The following is a 14,886-nucleotide window of genomic DNA, read 5'->3' on the forward strand; positions in this document are numbered from 1 at the left end:
AACAATCAAGGCTGTAATTATCAATAATTTTTTGGGCAATCTAAATATAGCCCTTTTTCCTGTTTGGCAAACCAATTGTTAAAGGAAAAACATTTGATAAGAGCCAACTTCAGCCCATCTGATACCAAAATGCATTTCTCGCACAATTTGCTGCTCCGATTTCTTCTCGGCGGCACTACTCTTATTGTGAGTATTTCTGCTTATTTTAGCTATGAAGCTGCTCGGAAAATAACGCTAGAAGAGTTGAGAGGAAGAGCTTTTTTAGAGGTACAAAGAGGAGTTGATGAAATTGAGGAGTGGTTGCATGTTCGCAAAGTGGAGGTGCAAACCCTTGCTCAGACTTCAACTGTACGCTCTTTAGACTGGTCTGTAGCAGAACCCTATTTAAAGTCAGAAGTTAACCGGATCAATGAATTTTTCATTTTCCAAATAACTACCCCCGATGGTTCGTATTTTAATACTAAGATTGGTCGGTCAAATAAGAATATTAAGGATCGAGACTACTTTCAAAAAGCACTAGCCGGAAAAAGCAACATTTCTGATCCCTTCATCAGCCGTTCCACAGGCATTTCTTTAATTGCGATCGCTACCCCAATATGGTCAAATTCTTCTAAGAGTCGTTCACCAATTGGTGTCTTTCAGGGCAACGTTAAGGTCGATCATGTTGCTAAAGTTGTTAACTCGCTGCGCTACGACAAGAACAGCTATGCATTTGCTCTGAATTCTCAAGGAGAAGCGATCGTCCATCCCAACTCAACTTTAATGTCAACGCTAGAAAAACCTGCACCTAGCTTGCTGAAAATTCCAGATCGCAATTTAAATGCGATCGCGCAACGGATGGTAAATAAACAACAGGGAATTCAGTTGATGGAAATTGACGGCACTAAAAAGTATATTGCTTATGTACCGTTGCGAGAAGCTAATTGGTCTGTGGCTCTGGTGATTCCGCGCCAAAGTATTGAATCTCGACTGCAATTCCTTGATTTTATCGCCCTAATTGTGGGCGGACTAACAGTTACGATGATCACTGTCTTGTCGAGGGTGCAGGCGTTTGAACAGGCTCAACTGAAAAAGTCGAAAGCGGCGGCTGATACTGCAAACCACGCTAAGAGCGAATTTTTAGCCAACATGAGCCATGAACTGCGAACGCCCTTGAATGGTATTTTGGGTTGCGCTCAAATTTTGCTGCGTTCCAAAAATTTGTCAGAGCCACAGCAATATCATGTAAACATCATTGAACAGTGTGGCTCTCATCTGCTGACTTTAATCAATGACATTTTGGATCTTTCTAAAATTGAAGCCCGAAAACTGGAACTACATCCTCATGATGTGCATTTCCCGTCTTTTTTACAGGGAATCGGGGAAATTTGCCAGATTCGAGCAGAACAAAAAGGCATTTTGTTTGTCTATGAACCCGCGAGCAACTTGCCGACTGGGGTTCATGTCGATGTCAAAAGATTACGTCAGGTTCTCTTGAATCTGCTGGGGAACGCCATCAAATTTACGGATGAGGGTAAAGTTACTTTCAAGATTGAGGTAATCGATCAACTTCCTGGTGATGGGGAGACGGTGAAATATCGGATTCGTTTGAGTGTAGAAGATACGGGAATTGGCATAACTCCAAGGGAGTTGGACAAGATTTTTTTGCCATTTGAACAAGTAGGTGAGAAAAAACGTCAGACCGAAGGGACAGGGCTGGGTTTAGCTATTACTCGGCAGTTGGTGCAGATGATGGATAGCGATATCCATGTTAAGAGTCAGATCGGTGAGGGTAGTACTTTCTGGTTTGAGATTGCGATCGCCGAGGCCAGCGAATGGATGCAGTCTGGTATGGCTGCATTAAAAAAACAAATCATTGGCTTTGAGGGTAGCCCACGTACCATCCTGATGGTAGACGATCGCTGGGAGAATCGTACAGTAATTACAAACTTACTGCAACCACTGGGTTTTAATGTGGTTGAAGCTACCAACGCTAAAGAAGGTTTAGAAAAAGCGATCGCCCTTAAACCAGACCTGGTGATTACAGATTTGTTCATGCCAGAAATGGATGGGTTTGAATTGATTCAACACCTGCGTCATACCCCAGATATCGCAGATGTCAAGATTATTGTCTCTTCCGCTAGTGTCTTTGAAACTGACCAAAATCGCAGTCTGGAAGCAGGAGGTGACACCTTTTTAAACAAACCTGTACAAGCAGATGAATTACTGGATCAATTAGAGTTCAACTTAGGTTTGGCATGGATTTACCAGCAGTCTCAGTCTGAGGAACAAAGAATTAACTTTTCAGCTATGACACGTGATAGTCCATCAGATAAATTGACTCCTCCTTCCCCCGATGTATTGCGGGAACTGCTGATCTTAGCCAAGAAAGGTAACTTCAATGCCATTCTCAAATTAGCCGATCAGCTAGAGGAAACAGACATAAATCTCGCTCCATTTGCTAACCAATTGCGGCAACTCGCAAGGCAGTTTGACGAAGAGTTAATCCTCAACTTATTGACTCAATATGAGGTAAAAACAGTATGACAGAGACAATACACGACCAAAAAAGTTTCCTGAATTGCGATCCTGGCAGAGGAATTATTTTAGTCGTTGACGATAACCCTGCTAACTTACAAGTTTTATCGAGCTTTTTGGATCAGTCTAGCTTTGAAGTTTGGGCAACTCGTAGTGGTGAAAAAGCCATTCAAAAATTAGACGATGATCATTTACCTGATTTGATATTACTTGATGTGATGATGCCGGGTATAGATGGGTTTGAAACTTGTAAACACCTAAAAAGTAATCCTCGGATTCAAGATATTCCAATTATTTTTATGACTGCTCTTTCAGATACTGCTAATAAAGTTAAAGGATTGCAATTAGGAGCCGTAGACTACATTACCAAACCTTTTCAGTATGAAGAGGTCTTGGTGCGAATAGAGCAACAACTGAAACTGAGAACTTTAACGAAAACTTTGATTGTCAAAAATGCTGAATTACAACAGGCTCAAACCCAACTGATTCAAGCGGAGAAGGTAGCAGCCTTAGGCCATCTGACAGCAGGAATTGCCCATGAGGTGAATAATCCTGTCAATTTTATAGCTGGCAACTTAAATTTTGTGGAGCAGTATGTTCAGGAGGTTGTTGATTTACTCAAGCTATATCAAAAATATCTGCCTGACCCACCTGTTGAAATTCAAAATGCTATTAAAACAAAAGATATCAGCTTTTTGTTAAATGATTTATCTAAAATTATTAAATCCATGAGAGTTGGTACAGATCGCGTTACAGAAGTTGTGTCATCGTTAAATAAGTTCTCTCGCTCCAGAGAAGTAGGCAAGAAACTGGCTAACCTGCATGAAGGTCTAGAAAGTACTCTACTCATTCTCGGTCATCGACTTAAATCAAATGCTCATCGTCCGACAATCCAACTAATTAAAGAATATGGAAAATTGCCACTTATTGAGTGCTATCCAGGCGAAATAAATCAGGTCTTGATGAATTTGATTTGCAATGCAATCGATGCAATTGAAGAAACCCAAAATAATCAAGAATTTGAGGAAAATTATAAATATTCTGGTTTGATTCGGATTGAAACTGAGTCAATTGGAGAACGAGTTATTCTCCGAATTGTAGACAATGCCTCAGGAATCAGCGAAGCAGACAGGACAAAAATATTCGATGCTTTCTACACCACAAAAACCATCGGTAAAGGAACAGGTCTAGGTTTATCTATTGCTTACCAAATTGTAGTTAATAATCATCACGGCAAGTTAACTTACCATTCAACACAAGGTGAGGGTACAGAGTTTGTGATTGAATTACCTATCCGATAAATTAGAATCTACAGCACCTGGTGTCGCGCAAAGACGCAGAGAAGATAAGGAGTTTTAGATTTCAATACATCGCTCCTCTATACCAACGTTGCCCTGTAAGCCTCCTGTGTGTACCAGCAATAAGGAATCGCCTTTACAAAAAAATCCCTGCTTTAGTAAATCCATCACTCCGTAAAACATTTTGGCGGTATATACGTAATCAAGGGGTACGCCATGTTGCTGTGTGAACTGTTGGTTGAACAGTAGCAACTCATCGTTCACCTTTGCATAGCCGCCAAAGTGGTAATCACACACTAATTCCCAGTCAGCCGGAGAGCTATATGGTGCCGGTAAACCAGAGGCGAGGTAATTTGTCAACAAACTTTTGATTTCTTGTGCAAGAAAAGCCCCATTTTTCAGGACGGGAAAAGCGATCGCTCTTTGCTTTTGATGCAACGAAAGGGCAATACCAGCCAGTGTGGTAGCCGTACCGCAAGCAACGCATATATGATCAAATGCGTAGGCGTAGCCAGCCGTAGGCATCGCTTTACTAACTATCTCTGTGCAACCGCGCACACCATTTAAATTACTACCGCCTTCAGGAATGATAAAAACTTCGCCGAAACGTTGTTGCAGATATTCATGTAGCGCTGCTGTGTTGCGCTGTCGATACATTTCGCGGTTTAGGTAAACAAGCTGCATACCCTGCTGTACAGCGAAATTCAACGTAGGATTCAGAGGTAGCCTTTCCTCTCCACGAATTACCCCAATGGTACCAAATCCAAAAAGATTACCAGCTGCGGCGGTTGCATAGATGTGATTTGAATAAGCACCGCCAAAGGTGAGCAGCGTCCTGAAATTCTTCTCCTTGGCTTCTAAAAGGTTGTACTTCAACTTAAACCACTTATTGCCATTAACCCACGGGTGCATAAGATCGAGCCGTAGCACATACAACTCAACACCAGCGTTACGGGCGATTTCGCTGTTGATTTTTTGTAAAGGAGGAAGAAAAATTAACGACATCTCTTAACAGTCTAACTTAGAATTTACATTCTCTCACGTTCATTATTGAATATAAAAGTAATGATAAACATTGAGTAATTCAATGGTAAGTCAATCGAAATAAACAATAAATCTTTCTGATGGTTAGCTTTAGAAATTGGCATTTTACTAATTGAGTATTTCAGGTAAATATAGGAAACAGAACACTCGCTCCAGATATTTTGGAGAAAACTTATGGTTGCACTCACACAGCTTACTCAAGTTATTCCCAATCCCGGACGTTTGACGGTTGAAACTGTTGAAATTGCTTCTCAAACCACTGCTATCCGTTGTCTCGACTGGGATAGAGAGCGTTTTGACATTGAGTTTGGTTTACGGAATGGGACGACTTATAATTCTTTCTTAATTCAGGGGGAAAAAGTTGCCTTAGTTGACACATCTCACCGCAAGTTTGAGGAGCTATATCTTGAGATACTGATCGGCTTAATTGATCCGACTAAAATAGATTACTTGATTATTAGCCACACAGAACCCGACCACAGTGGCTTAGTGAAAAATATTTTACAATTAGCTCCCTCTATTACTGTTGTCGGTGCTAAAGTAGCTATTCAATTTTTAGAAAATATGGTTCACCAGCCTTTTAAATCAATGCAGGTGAAAAGTGGAGAGCTATTAGATTTAGGCGACGGACACAAATTAGAATTTATCTCTGCGCCTAACTTACATTGGCCTGACACAATCTTGACTTATGACCAGAAAACTTGCACTCTCTACACCTGTGATGTGTTTGGGATGCACTATTGTGATGACCACACCTATGATGAGAATATTACCTTAATAGAGGAGGATTTTAAATATTACTATGACTGTCTCATGGGACCCAATGCCCGATCTGTTTTGACGGCTTTAAAGCGGATTGAAAATTTAGAAATAGGAACAGTTGCTACAGGACATAGACCTTTGTTACAACACTATATTTCCGAATGGCTTGGACGGTATCAAAACTGGAGTTTAGAACAAGCAAAAACAGAGACATTAGTGGCTGTATTTTATGTTGAAGATTACGGCTATAGCGAACATTTAGTCCGCGCCATAGCAGATGGATGCGCGAAAACAGGCGTGGTAGTAGAATTAGTAGCTCTTAATAGTGCCGAGCCTCAAGAAGTTCGAGAATTAGTTGCACAAGCTTCTGGTTTAGTAATTGGAATGCCAGCCCAATCTTCGGTGATGGCTCAAGCTGGTTTAAGTATCATTTTAGCTGCTGTTCACAAGAAACAGGCAATTGGTTTATTAGAGTCGGGAGGTGGAGAAGATGAACCCATTTATCCTTTACGTAATAAGTTTCAAGAACTGGGATTAATTGAAGCTTTTCCACCTATTTTAATTAAGGAAACTCCAACCCAAGCAACGGAACAACTTTGTGATGAAGCGGGGACAGATATAGGTCAATGGTTAACGCGCGATCGTACCATTAAGCAGATCAAATCCATCAATACCGAGCTAGAAAAAGCTCTAGGACGTATTACCACAGGATTGTATATTATCACTGCCAAAAAAGGAGAAATTCAGAGTGCGATGCTGGCTTCGTGGGTAACACAAGCGAGTCTTGAGCCTTTAGGAGTGGCGATCGCAGTATCCAAAGATCGGGCAATTGAAGCATTGATGCACGTTGGCGATCGCTTTGTTTTAAATGTTTTAGAAGAAGGCAAATATCAAGGATTAATGAAACATTTCCTCAAACGTTTTGCTCCTGGTGCAGATCGCTTTGCTGGAGTTAAAACATATCCAGCCACTAATGAATCGCCCGTTTTAGCTGAAGCTTTAGCTTATATGGAATGTGAAATTACTAGCCGTATGGATTGTGGAGATCATTGGGTAATTTATAGTACAGTCCAAACGGGAAGAGTTGCTAATTTACATGCACTTACTGCTGCCCATCACCGCAAAATTGGCAATCATTACTAATTAGTCATTGGTCATTGGTCATTGGTCATTGGTCATTGGTCATTATTTTCCCTGCTTCCTACAGACGCGATGAATTGCGTCTCTACCCACATCTTGTACAGACGCGATGAATCGCGTCTCCCAAAAAACTATGTATAAATCTGCTGAAAATACCCCAATTACCATGTACGAAATCAATCGGGGACGCGTCGTGCGAACCTTGGAATTTATTCAAGATTTGATTGTGATTTGTTTGTGTATCGGTTTATTTAGCTTCATGGTGCTTCAAGTGAGAGATATGTTTCTCTCCTTACTTCCACCCCTACATTTTCATGCTGTTACTGCCGATATTCTCTTTTTACTTATCTTAGTTGAGTTATTCCGACTGCTGATTATTTACCTACAGGAACACCGAGTATCTATTGGGGTAGCTGTTGAAGTTTCTATTGTTTCCGCCTTGCGAGAAGTCATTGTTAAAGGTGTTCTAGAAACAAGTTGGAGTCAAGTTTTGGCAACTTGCGCCTTTTTATTAGTGCTGGGAATACTACTGTTCCTGAGAGTTTGGCTACCCCCTACTTTTGAAGGTATCGATCCTGAACAAGAAGTATCTAAACGCTATAAAAGCCGAGCTAAGTCTGAATTAATACAAACTAATGGTCATTAGACATAGGAGTGAAAAAGAATATAGAGACGTAGAAGTGCTATGTCTCTACAAAGGTTATAGATAACGCATATTTAATTTCTGGAGATGTCTAGTATTAAGAGAGGTTATTATGTCTGCAAAAACTTTAACCACCAGCCATCCTAGAGATGTGCAGGTTGCTGAAATTGGTAAAAATACTCTGATTTTGCGATCGCGGACTTGGGAACGATTAAAATTTGAGGTTGAGTACTCCCGCCAAAAAGGAACTACAGCGAATTCTTATCTGATTCAAGCTGATAAAAAGACCTTAATTGATCCTCCTGGTGAATCCTTTACCGAAATTTACCTTCAGCAACTAGCGCAACATCTAGATTTCACCACCCTAGATTACATTGTTCTCGGTCATGTTAACCCAAACCGTAGAGCTACCTTGCAAGTATTGCTCTCTCAAGTTCCTCAAGTCAATCTAATTTGTTCCCGCCCCGCCGCCAATGCTCTAAAAACCGCCTTTCCCGAATGGGAATCACGTATTCAAGCGGTGCGATCGGGAGATACTCTAGATTTAGGACAAGGACATCTTCTATCATTTATCACCGTACCAACCCCCCGGTGGGCAGATGGGCTTTGTACTTATGATGCTGCAACAAAAATTCTCTACACAGCAATACCTTTGCCAATTTACGAGGGTGAGTTGATATCTGAACTCCCTTTTCTCTGAGGCTTGGCAAAAACAATAAGTCCTAAAAATTCCTTCAAGGTTTCCCACAAGGTTTTTTAACGTATTGTCCGTAGTATCAAGGGTTTGATATTCCAAGCTACCTTATAAGCTAAACGCTTATGTATGGGTCATTTTGCCATTTTTGCCCAAATTTTTGTTGGCTCTTATTTTGGCAAAGGTATTGCACAGATAAACTTTTTGGTGCTCATATTTGTGAAGATACCTTGTTTGATGAAGATTGGAAGGGATTAGATGCGGAACGTCGTTACTATTTTGAATGTCTCCATGCGCCCCAAGCCAAACAAGTTGAAGTGGCCTTAGATAAACTGTCTCTTTTGGGAGCCAGATGTTATGCCCCAGCACACGGCCCGGTTGTCCGTTACAGCCTCAGCCGTTTTACTTATGATTACCGTCAATGGTGTCAAGGGCAAAAATCTCAAGAATTGAGTGTTGCTTTGCTCTATGCTTCTGCTTATGGAAATACAGCAATTCTGGCGAATGCGATCGCTCAAGGTTTGATCCAAAATGGAGTTAATGTAGAATCGATTAACTGTGAACTAGCCGATTCTGCGGAGATTACCCGCATTGTAGAAACTTGTGATGGCTTGATTATCGGTTCACCCACTCTAGGCGGACATGCACCGACTCAAATTCAAACTGCTTTAGGAATAGTTCTCTCGGTGGCGGCTAAAACTAAGTTAGCAGGGGTGTTTGGTTCCTATGGTTGGAGTGGAGAGGCAATTGATTTGATAGAAACCAAGCTCAAAGATGCTAATTATCAGCTAGGATTTGAAACAATTCGGGTGCGTTTTAGTCCTACTCCTGAAATTCTCCAGCAGTGTCAAGAAGCAGGTGCTTACTTTGCTCAAAACTTGAAGAAAACTAAAAAACTGCGTACTTCCCGCCAAGTTGTGACAGAAACCCATGTAGATCGTACTGAACAAGCCGTAGGCCGGATCATTGGTTCTTTGTGTGTTGTGACAACTCGTGATGAAGAAACTCACAAAGGCGTTTTAACTTCTTGGGTATCTCAAGCAACTTTTAACCCACCAGGAATTATGATTGCGATCGCCCAAGAGCAAAATGCAGAGTTAATGCATCATCCTGGTGATCAATTTGTATTGAATATCCTCAAAGAAGGAAGAAATGTACGACGCTATTTTTCTCGTCATAGCACTTTAGGAGATAATCCCTTTGCCAGCCTTGCCACACAAACTGCTCTTAATGGTTGTCTGATTCTAGATGAAGCATTAGCCTATTTAGAATGTACGGTACAAAATCAGATCGAATGTGGTAATAGATGGTTGATTTATGCCGTCATAGATCAGGGAAAAGTTTTAGAAAATGATGGCATAACTGCGATGGAACATCGTAAATCTGGTAGCTATTATTAACACTATCAGTATGGTATCATATCTGTACTACCAATCTGGGTAGGCAGGCAAGAGGCAAGAGGCAAGAGGCAACGGGAAAGAATGCTCTTTGATCTGTACGGAGTTTTTTCAAAAATCAAATCATAGTCCTATATCTACAGTTGTAAGTTACTTTCATCCTTAGGAGAGATGTTAAGGCATTATTAAAGCATTTGGGCAGAGCGATCGCTATACTTAATTATAGTGTTGCTCTGGTAGAGGTTATGGCAAAACCAATTCGTATTCTTTTGCAGACTACGATTCCTACGACTGAAGATGACTGGAGCATTTTTCGTTTCTCGATGTTACAAGATTACTTAGCCTCGATTAAAGATGAAGCGGGAAACTTTTTATTTGAAGTTAGGGGACGCGATTACGAGTCAGATGCAGTCGGTGGTGACGTAGTTTTAAGTAGTCTCGACAAATCAGATTTTGATCAACTTTGGTTATTTGGCTTAGAGGTAAGTGACGGTTTAACCCAAAAGGATATTGCTGGAATTAATGCTTTTCGGCAACGTGGTGGCGGTATTCTTACAACACGCGATCATCAGGATATGGGCTGTTGTATGTGCGGTTTAATTGATATTGGCGATGTCCACTATTTCAACACGAAAAATCCCGATCCTGATGAATCTCGCTGGAGCCGAGATGATTCATACACAACTTATATTTCCTGGCCAAATTATCATTCAGGAGCTAATGGCGACTATCAAAAAATTACCATTGTTGAACCCATACACGAACTTTTAAAAAATCCCAATTCACCTTCGGGAAGTATTGAATTTTTCCCAACACATCCCCACGAGGGTGGTATTGGCGTGCCTCCGGGTGATCAGAATACGCGGGTAATTGCCTTGGGTAAAAGTTTAGTTACAGGTCGTGACTTCAATCTTGTTGTAGCGATTGAGCATTACAAAGATGCACAGGGGAATATATTAGGGCGAGCAGTAGCTAACTCCAGTTTCCATCATCTAGTAGATTACAATTGGGATATTGAAAAAGGCTGTCCCTCTTTTGTAGATGAAGCACCGGGAGATGGTATGAAAAAAGAGCCACGCGCCTTAGAAGATATCAAAACCTATGTGCGTAACGTCGCTTTCTGGCTAGCAAATTGATTGTTTGTAGTAGGGACTTAAGTTTTATTGGTGTGAACTTAAGCCCAAACTTCTTTAAAACTTTGTTTCTAGCCTCTGGTCATTGGTGACAAGTTAAGGTTATAAACTATTTGTCAATAAGCAATTGTGCTTAAAATATTGTCCTAAATCGGGCTTAGAAACACCGTTTTTAAGCTAGCGATCGCGTCATATTTAAAAGCATCGTTTGCCTTTGTACTCAAACCAGAGTAATAAGCTAAATTTGATACTCATTATTTCAGTTAACTTCTAGCTTAATTACTGTTGACAAAACTAATTTTGCCTTAACTTGTCACTAATGGCCTCTGGTTGGAAATGCTGCTTATTGGGCTGCTGCTGCAAGCCAAGAGGCGGAGCCTCCAATTAGGCATTCCCAATTGCAGACTGGGAACGAGACAATCTCTAAAAGCATTGTTTAGACTTACACAACTATTTTAAAACAAAAGGCAACCATGTTTACACCTTATGAGAAATACTATTTCTTTTCAAACCAGCAACTAGGCTAAGAGTAGCTAAACCTAATAAAGCCATTACTGATTGAGATGGTTCTGGAATTGACTTTGTATCCTGTACTGAAACACTAGAATATGAAATAAGGGGGTTAGTATCAAGATATGAATAATAACCTCTAAAATAAGAGTTGCTAAGACTTATTCCTGTGCCTTGTTGCCATTCAACTGTATAGTTTCCAGTATCGCCAGTTGGATCTCTTAACCAATTCAAAGACCATTTTACAGGGGTGGAAGAAAGTGTAGATTCAAAGATTGCCACACCTGTAAAAGATGATATGGATGAATTTAATTCATCTCCATTTAGCTTAAAAGACCAATTCTTTTCTACAGGTACGCAAATTCCTTCAGGACAAGCTTCACCATTACTCGGATCTAAATATTTCACAGAACCAGAATAGCTAATTGTTTCTGGCCCCTGATAATAAAGAGAATCATTTAAGATTAAATCTCCTTGAAATTCTTGCGTTGTTAAATTAACAGCGATCGCTTGATTAAATGTACTATCGGTTATAATGCCTAAGCTGAAAACAGCACTAACGCTTGCAACTACTAACTTCTTTAAGGTTTTCTTCATCATGGTGTTTAGGTGTGCCTATGGGTTTTTACATACTAAATCAGTGTACACAGATCAATGGTGCGATGCCTACGGCGGTAAACAACGCTACTTCTTGCACTGCTACGGTACAGTTCTAATCTGTCGAAGAAACTCAATATTCAAATCTAGCTTTTTCCCTAACCATAGGGAATGAACCGCATGGTCTGCCACAACATCCCCTGTATCAGGGTGGACGAGAATATCCAACCCCTCACGATTGAGCATTAACCAAGGGACAACTTTATCAAACTGATTTGGTAAAAAAGCAACTTGATACATCCCTTTTGGGTGAGGCCCGATGGGCTTGTCAAACCAGCGTCCAAGCTGCACCTCAAACCTAGCGCCCAATCCTTCACGTACACGCGCAGCTACATCTTGACTCGCGGTATCGAAGTAGACATGAGCGTGAAAACCAGTAATCTCGATAGTATCTTCTTTCATGGTTCCTAGATCCACTTTCGTTCTTAATTCTAATTTTGGCTAGCGGACTTTTTATTTCTTGTACCATTTCAATTAATGATTGCAGCACATCTTTGGATAAAGACGCGATGAATCGCGTCTCTACAAACGATCGCTCAATTTTAGCTGAATACTGTACAGTTAAGAATCGTTTGTGGCGATATGATCATTCTTTGGTTGTCTATATGTACCTTATCTCGAAAAAGCCTGATCGGAGGTTTCCCAATCAGACTTCATAATTAAGAATTAGATTGAAACCCACAAGAGTGCAGAGTTTCTGAATTTGGTTCGCTATGATTTATGCAATGTTAGTTAACGCTTAAAGTGCTTGTACTTTCTTTGACAATTTCATTTGTTTTATGAATGACTGAAAGATGTACAACATGCACTGAACAATGAGCATGGTGAAGGACGTAGTTACTCACACTACCGAGAAATAGTTCCGTCAGTCCAGAACGACCCCGACGCCCCATAACAATTAGATCAGCGTTATAACTACGGGCTAAGTCACAAACAATGCGGCCAGGATTACCAATATTTTGTGTAAATTCTGTAGTTACACCTGCTGTATTAGCTTGGGTACAGAAAAATTGCAACATCTGTATACCTTTATTTTTAAAGGTTTCCCACTGTTCTTGGTATAACTCGAAGCTTTGACTGCTCAATCCTGGATAGTAGTTAAAACTAGAAAACGTAGGTACGTAAGGACTGCCCTCTTCTTCTGGAGATAGGACATGCAGCAGCATTAAGTTAGCTTGTGTTAACTTTGCTAAATCTAATGCTTGCTCAAAAACCTGTTGCCCTATTTGTGAGTGATCTAATGCAACTAGAATTTTTTTAAACATATATATCTCCGGTTTTATTGGTAATTGGTCTTTACGGTTTCGGGTTGCTAGATGCTGGATTGTCAAAAATGACAAATCCCTCAACCATGTTTAGCAACTTTTGAATTTTAAATTCTTTAAACGTTTCCGTCCCATATTTATGTTTATAGCAAAACAATTTGAGGAACTTGTGAAGAAAGGAAATATTTATCTTTGACATAAAAGAAAGTAGTACGCATCTTAGTTCAAATCTTTCTGATTTTTTGATGAATAAATTTGAATTGAGGCGCAACAACGATATTTCATTCTTAAAGGCAGCTTAAACTTTGATTAAAGGTCATTGTTTATGTAGCGATCGCTCTTTGTATGCAGGCAAAAACTGAGGTAGCAAACAAAGCTAATATCACGATAAACTGATTAATAACCCGTAGTATTCACATTGTAGTGCTGTACGGATAACCAACAATCAAGTTTTCGCCAATCTAAGGTAGAGATGATGAAAGAAATAACACGCCGCAAATTTATCGCAACTGCCACCTTAGCAACGGGTTTTGCGGTAGCAGTACAACCCATTTCTGCCGAAGTCATCACCACTGATGCCAAGAAATTGGTAGCTGGTGCAGTAAAAATCCCTGTTAAAGATGGTGAAATTCCTGCCTACAGAGCCGTACCCGCGACTGGTAGTAACTTTCCCATTGTTTTAGTGCTACAGGAAATCTTTGGCGTACACGAACATATTCAGGATGTCACTCGTCGCTTTGCCAAGTTGGGGTACTTAGCGATCGCACCCGAATTATTCGTGCGTCAAGGCGATGTCACGAAGTTAAGCAACATAGATGAAATTCGCCCAATTGTCGCCAAAGTGCCAGATGCTCAAGTATTATCCGATCTCGATGCCACGGTAAACTGGGCAGTGAAATCGGCTAAAGGTAATGCCAACAAATTGGCAGTTACAGGCTTCTGTTGGGGCGGTCGCATTACCTGGTTATATGCAGCACACAATCCCAAAGTTAAGGCAGGTGTAGCCTGGTATGGGCGACTAGTAGGCGATGCTACCGAACTTCAGCCCAAGTTTCCCGTCGATATTGCATCAAAACTAAAAGTCCCCGTTCTCGGACTCTACGGCGGTAAAGATACGGGTATTCCCCTCGATACAGTAGAGCAGATGCGCGATCGCCTCAAGGAAAGCAGCAGCGAATCTGAGATCATCGTCTACCCCGATGCACCCCACGCATTTTTTGCCGATTATCGTCCCTCCTACCGCGACAAAGAAGCCAAAGAAGGTTGGAAAAGTCTTTTGGCATGGTTTAAGGAGCAGGGCGTATGAGGAGTGATGAGTGCTGAGTGCTGAGTTAAGAGTGAGGAGTTAAGAGTTAGGAGTTAAGAGTGCTGAGTTGAAAGACTACAAGCATACCAGAGAGCGATCGCCTCTTCCTCACTCAAGTTAAAAGTGCTGAGTACTTTCTACTTTACTCAGCACTCGCAACTCACCATTCAAGACTCGCAACTCAGCACTCAAGACTCACAACTCACCATTCAGGACTCACAACTCACCATTCAAGACTCACAACTCAGCACTCAAGACTCACAACTCAGCACTCAAGACTCACAACTCAGCACTCAGCACTCACAACTCAGCACTCAGCACTCACAACTCAGCACTCAGCACTCAGCACTCGCAACTCACCATTCAAGACTCGCAACTCAGCACTCAAGACTCACAACTCACCATTCAGGACTCACAACTCACCATTCAAGACTCACAACTCAGCACTCAAGACTCACAACTCAGCACTCAGCACTCACAACTCAGCACTCAGCACTCACAACTCAGCACTCAGCACTCA

11 protein-coding genes and 2 pseudogenes are annotated in these 14,886 nt (G+C 41.0%); 9 read left to right on the forward strand and 4 right to left on the reverse strand.

Annotated elements, in window-relative coordinates; genetic code table 11:
- Window positions 1–186: 186 nt before the first annotated feature.
- Together F8S12_RS07630 and F8S12_RS07635 are read left to right on the forward strand one after the other, a co-directional pair.
- The gene (locus F8S12_RS07630) at window positions 187–2,526 is read left to right on the forward strand and encodes a hybrid sensor histidine kinase/response regulator (protein ID WP_331001367.1); all 2,340 of its coding nucleotides are present in this window, start codon (window positions 187–189) and stop codon (window positions 2,524–2,526) included.
- Window positions 2,523–3,818: a sensor histidine kinase gene (locus tag F8S12_RS07635; RefSeq protein ID WP_196515713.1), complete on the forward strand. Its 1,296-nt coding sequence runs from the start codon at window positions 2,523–2,525 to the stop codon at window positions 3,816–3,818. Before F8S12_RS07630 ends, F8S12_RS07635 begins: the two co-directional genes overlap by 4 nt.
- Before the next feature lie 54 nt (window positions 3,819–3,872).
- On the opposite strand, the gene F8S12_RS07640 is transcribed toward F8S12_RS07635, so the two are convergent.
- Complete coding sequence (locus F8S12_RS07640) at window positions 3,873–4,820, reverse strand: 1-aminocyclopropane-1-carboxylate deaminase/D-cysteine desulfhydrase (protein ID WP_196515714.1); 948 nt, start codon at window positions 4,818–4,820, stop codon at window positions 3,873–3,875.
- Window positions 4,821–5,033: 213 nt separating this feature from the next.
- Between F8S12_RS07640 and F8S12_RS07645 the strand changes: the two genes are divergently transcribed.
- From F8S12_RS07645 to F8S12_RS07665, 5 genes and pseudogenes are all read left to right on the forward strand, one after another.
- The gene (locus F8S12_RS07645; protein ID WP_196515715.1) at window positions 5,034–6,764 is read left to right on the forward strand and encodes a diflavin flavoprotein; all 1,731 of its coding nucleotides are present in this window, start codon (window positions 5,034–5,036) and stop codon (window positions 6,762–6,764) included.
- A 130-nt stretch (window positions 6,765–6,894) separates the two neighbouring features.
- Entirely contained in the window at window positions 6,895–7,407 is a 513-nt protein-coding gene (locus F8S12_RS07650) for a phosphate-starvation-inducible PsiE family protein (RefSeq protein ID WP_196515716.1), read from the forward strand.
- A gap of 109 nt (window positions 7,408–7,516) precedes the next feature.
- Window positions 7,517–8,044: pseudogene (locus F8S12_RS07655) on the forward strand (flavin oxidoreductase); the annotation flags it as partial.
- Between the two features lie 245 nt (window positions 8,045–8,289).
- Window positions 8,290–9,498 (forward strand): annotated as a pseudogene (locus tag F8S12_RS07660) (flavin reductase); the annotation flags it as partial.
- Between the two features lie 242 nt (window positions 9,499–9,740).
- A complete protein-coding gene (locus tag F8S12_RS07665) occupies window positions 9,741–10,631 on the forward strand; it encodes a hypothetical protein (protein ID WP_196515717.1) in 891 nt (296 codons plus the stop codon).
- A 474-nt stretch (window positions 10,632–11,105) separates the two neighbouring features.
- On the opposite strand, the gene F8S12_RS07670 is transcribed toward F8S12_RS07665, so the two are convergent.
- The 3 genes from F8S12_RS07670 to F8S12_RS07680 form a co-directional block, all read right to left on the reverse strand.
- A complete protein-coding gene (locus F8S12_RS07670; protein WP_196515718.1) occupies window positions 11,106–11,738 on the reverse strand; it encodes a hypothetical protein in 633 nt (210 codons plus the stop codon).
- A gap of 99 nt (window positions 11,739–11,837) precedes the next feature.
- Window positions 11,838–12,197, reverse strand: coding sequence for a DOPA 4,5-dioxygenase family protein (locus tag F8S12_RS07675; protein ID WP_196515719.1), 360 nt, complete (start codon window positions 12,195–12,197; stop codon window positions 11,838–11,840).
- A gap of 326 nt (window positions 12,198–12,523) precedes the next feature.
- Window positions 12,524–13,060, reverse strand: coding sequence for a universal stress protein (locus F8S12_RS07680; RefSeq protein WP_196515720.1), 537 nt, complete (start codon window positions 13,058–13,060; stop codon window positions 12,524–12,526).
- 475 nt (window positions 13,061–13,535) lie between these two features.
- Between F8S12_RS07680 and F8S12_RS07685 the strand changes: the two genes are divergently transcribed.
- Together F8S12_RS07685 and F8S12_RS07690 are read left to right on the forward strand one after the other, a co-directional pair.
- Window positions 13,536–14,366 (forward strand): dienelactone hydrolase family protein, encoded by an 831-nt coding sequence (locus F8S12_RS07685; RefSeq protein WP_196515724.1) that lies wholly within the window; start codon window positions 13,536–13,538, stop codon window positions 14,364–14,366.
- Between the two features lie 123 nt (window positions 14,367–14,489).
- Window positions 14,490–14,886: hypothetical protein (locus F8S12_RS07690; protein ID WP_196515721.1), on the forward strand; the 397-nt coding region annotated here is incomplete at its 3' end.

The sequence above is a fragment of the Nostoc sp. WHI genome (assembly GCF_015714725.1).
Taxonomy (GTDB): domain Bacteria; phylum Cyanobacteriota; class Cyanobacteriia; order Cyanobacteriales; family Nostocaceae; genus Nostoc.

Coding starts and splice junctions, on each gene's coding strand:
- F8S12_RS07640 (WP_196515714.1), bottom strand. CDS start 4,820: ATGTCGTTAATTTTTCTTCCTCCTTTACAAAAAATCAACAGCGAAATC.
- F8S12_RS07645 (WP_196515715.1), top strand. CDS start 5,034: ATGGTTGCACTCACACAGCTTACTCAAGTTATTCCCAATCCCGGACGT.
- F8S12_RS07635 (WP_196515713.1), top strand. CDS start 2,523: ATGACAGAGACAATACACGACCAAAAAAGTTTCCTGAATTGCGATCCT.
- F8S12_RS07665 (WP_196515717.1), top strand. CDS start 9,741: ATGGCAAAACCAATTCGTATTCTTTTGCAGACTACGATTCCTACGACT.
- F8S12_RS07670 (WP_196515718.1), bottom strand. CDS start 11,738: ATGATGAAGAAAACCTTAAAGAAGTTAGTAGTTGCAAGCGTTAGTGCT.
- F8S12_RS07650 (WP_196515716.1), top strand. CDS start 6,895: ATGTATAAATCTGCTGAAAATACCCCAATTACCATGTACGAAATCAAT.
- F8S12_RS07675 (WP_196515719.1), bottom strand. CDS start 12,197: ATGAAAGAAGATACTATCGAGATTACTGGTTTTCACGCTCATGTCTAC.
- F8S12_RS07680 (WP_196515720.1), bottom strand. CDS start 13,060: ATGTTTAAAAAAATTCTAGTTGCATTAGATCACTCACAAATAGGGCAA.
- F8S12_RS07685 (WP_196515724.1), top strand. CDS start 13,536: ATGAAAGAAATAACACGCCGCAAATTTATCGCAACTGCCACCTTAGCA.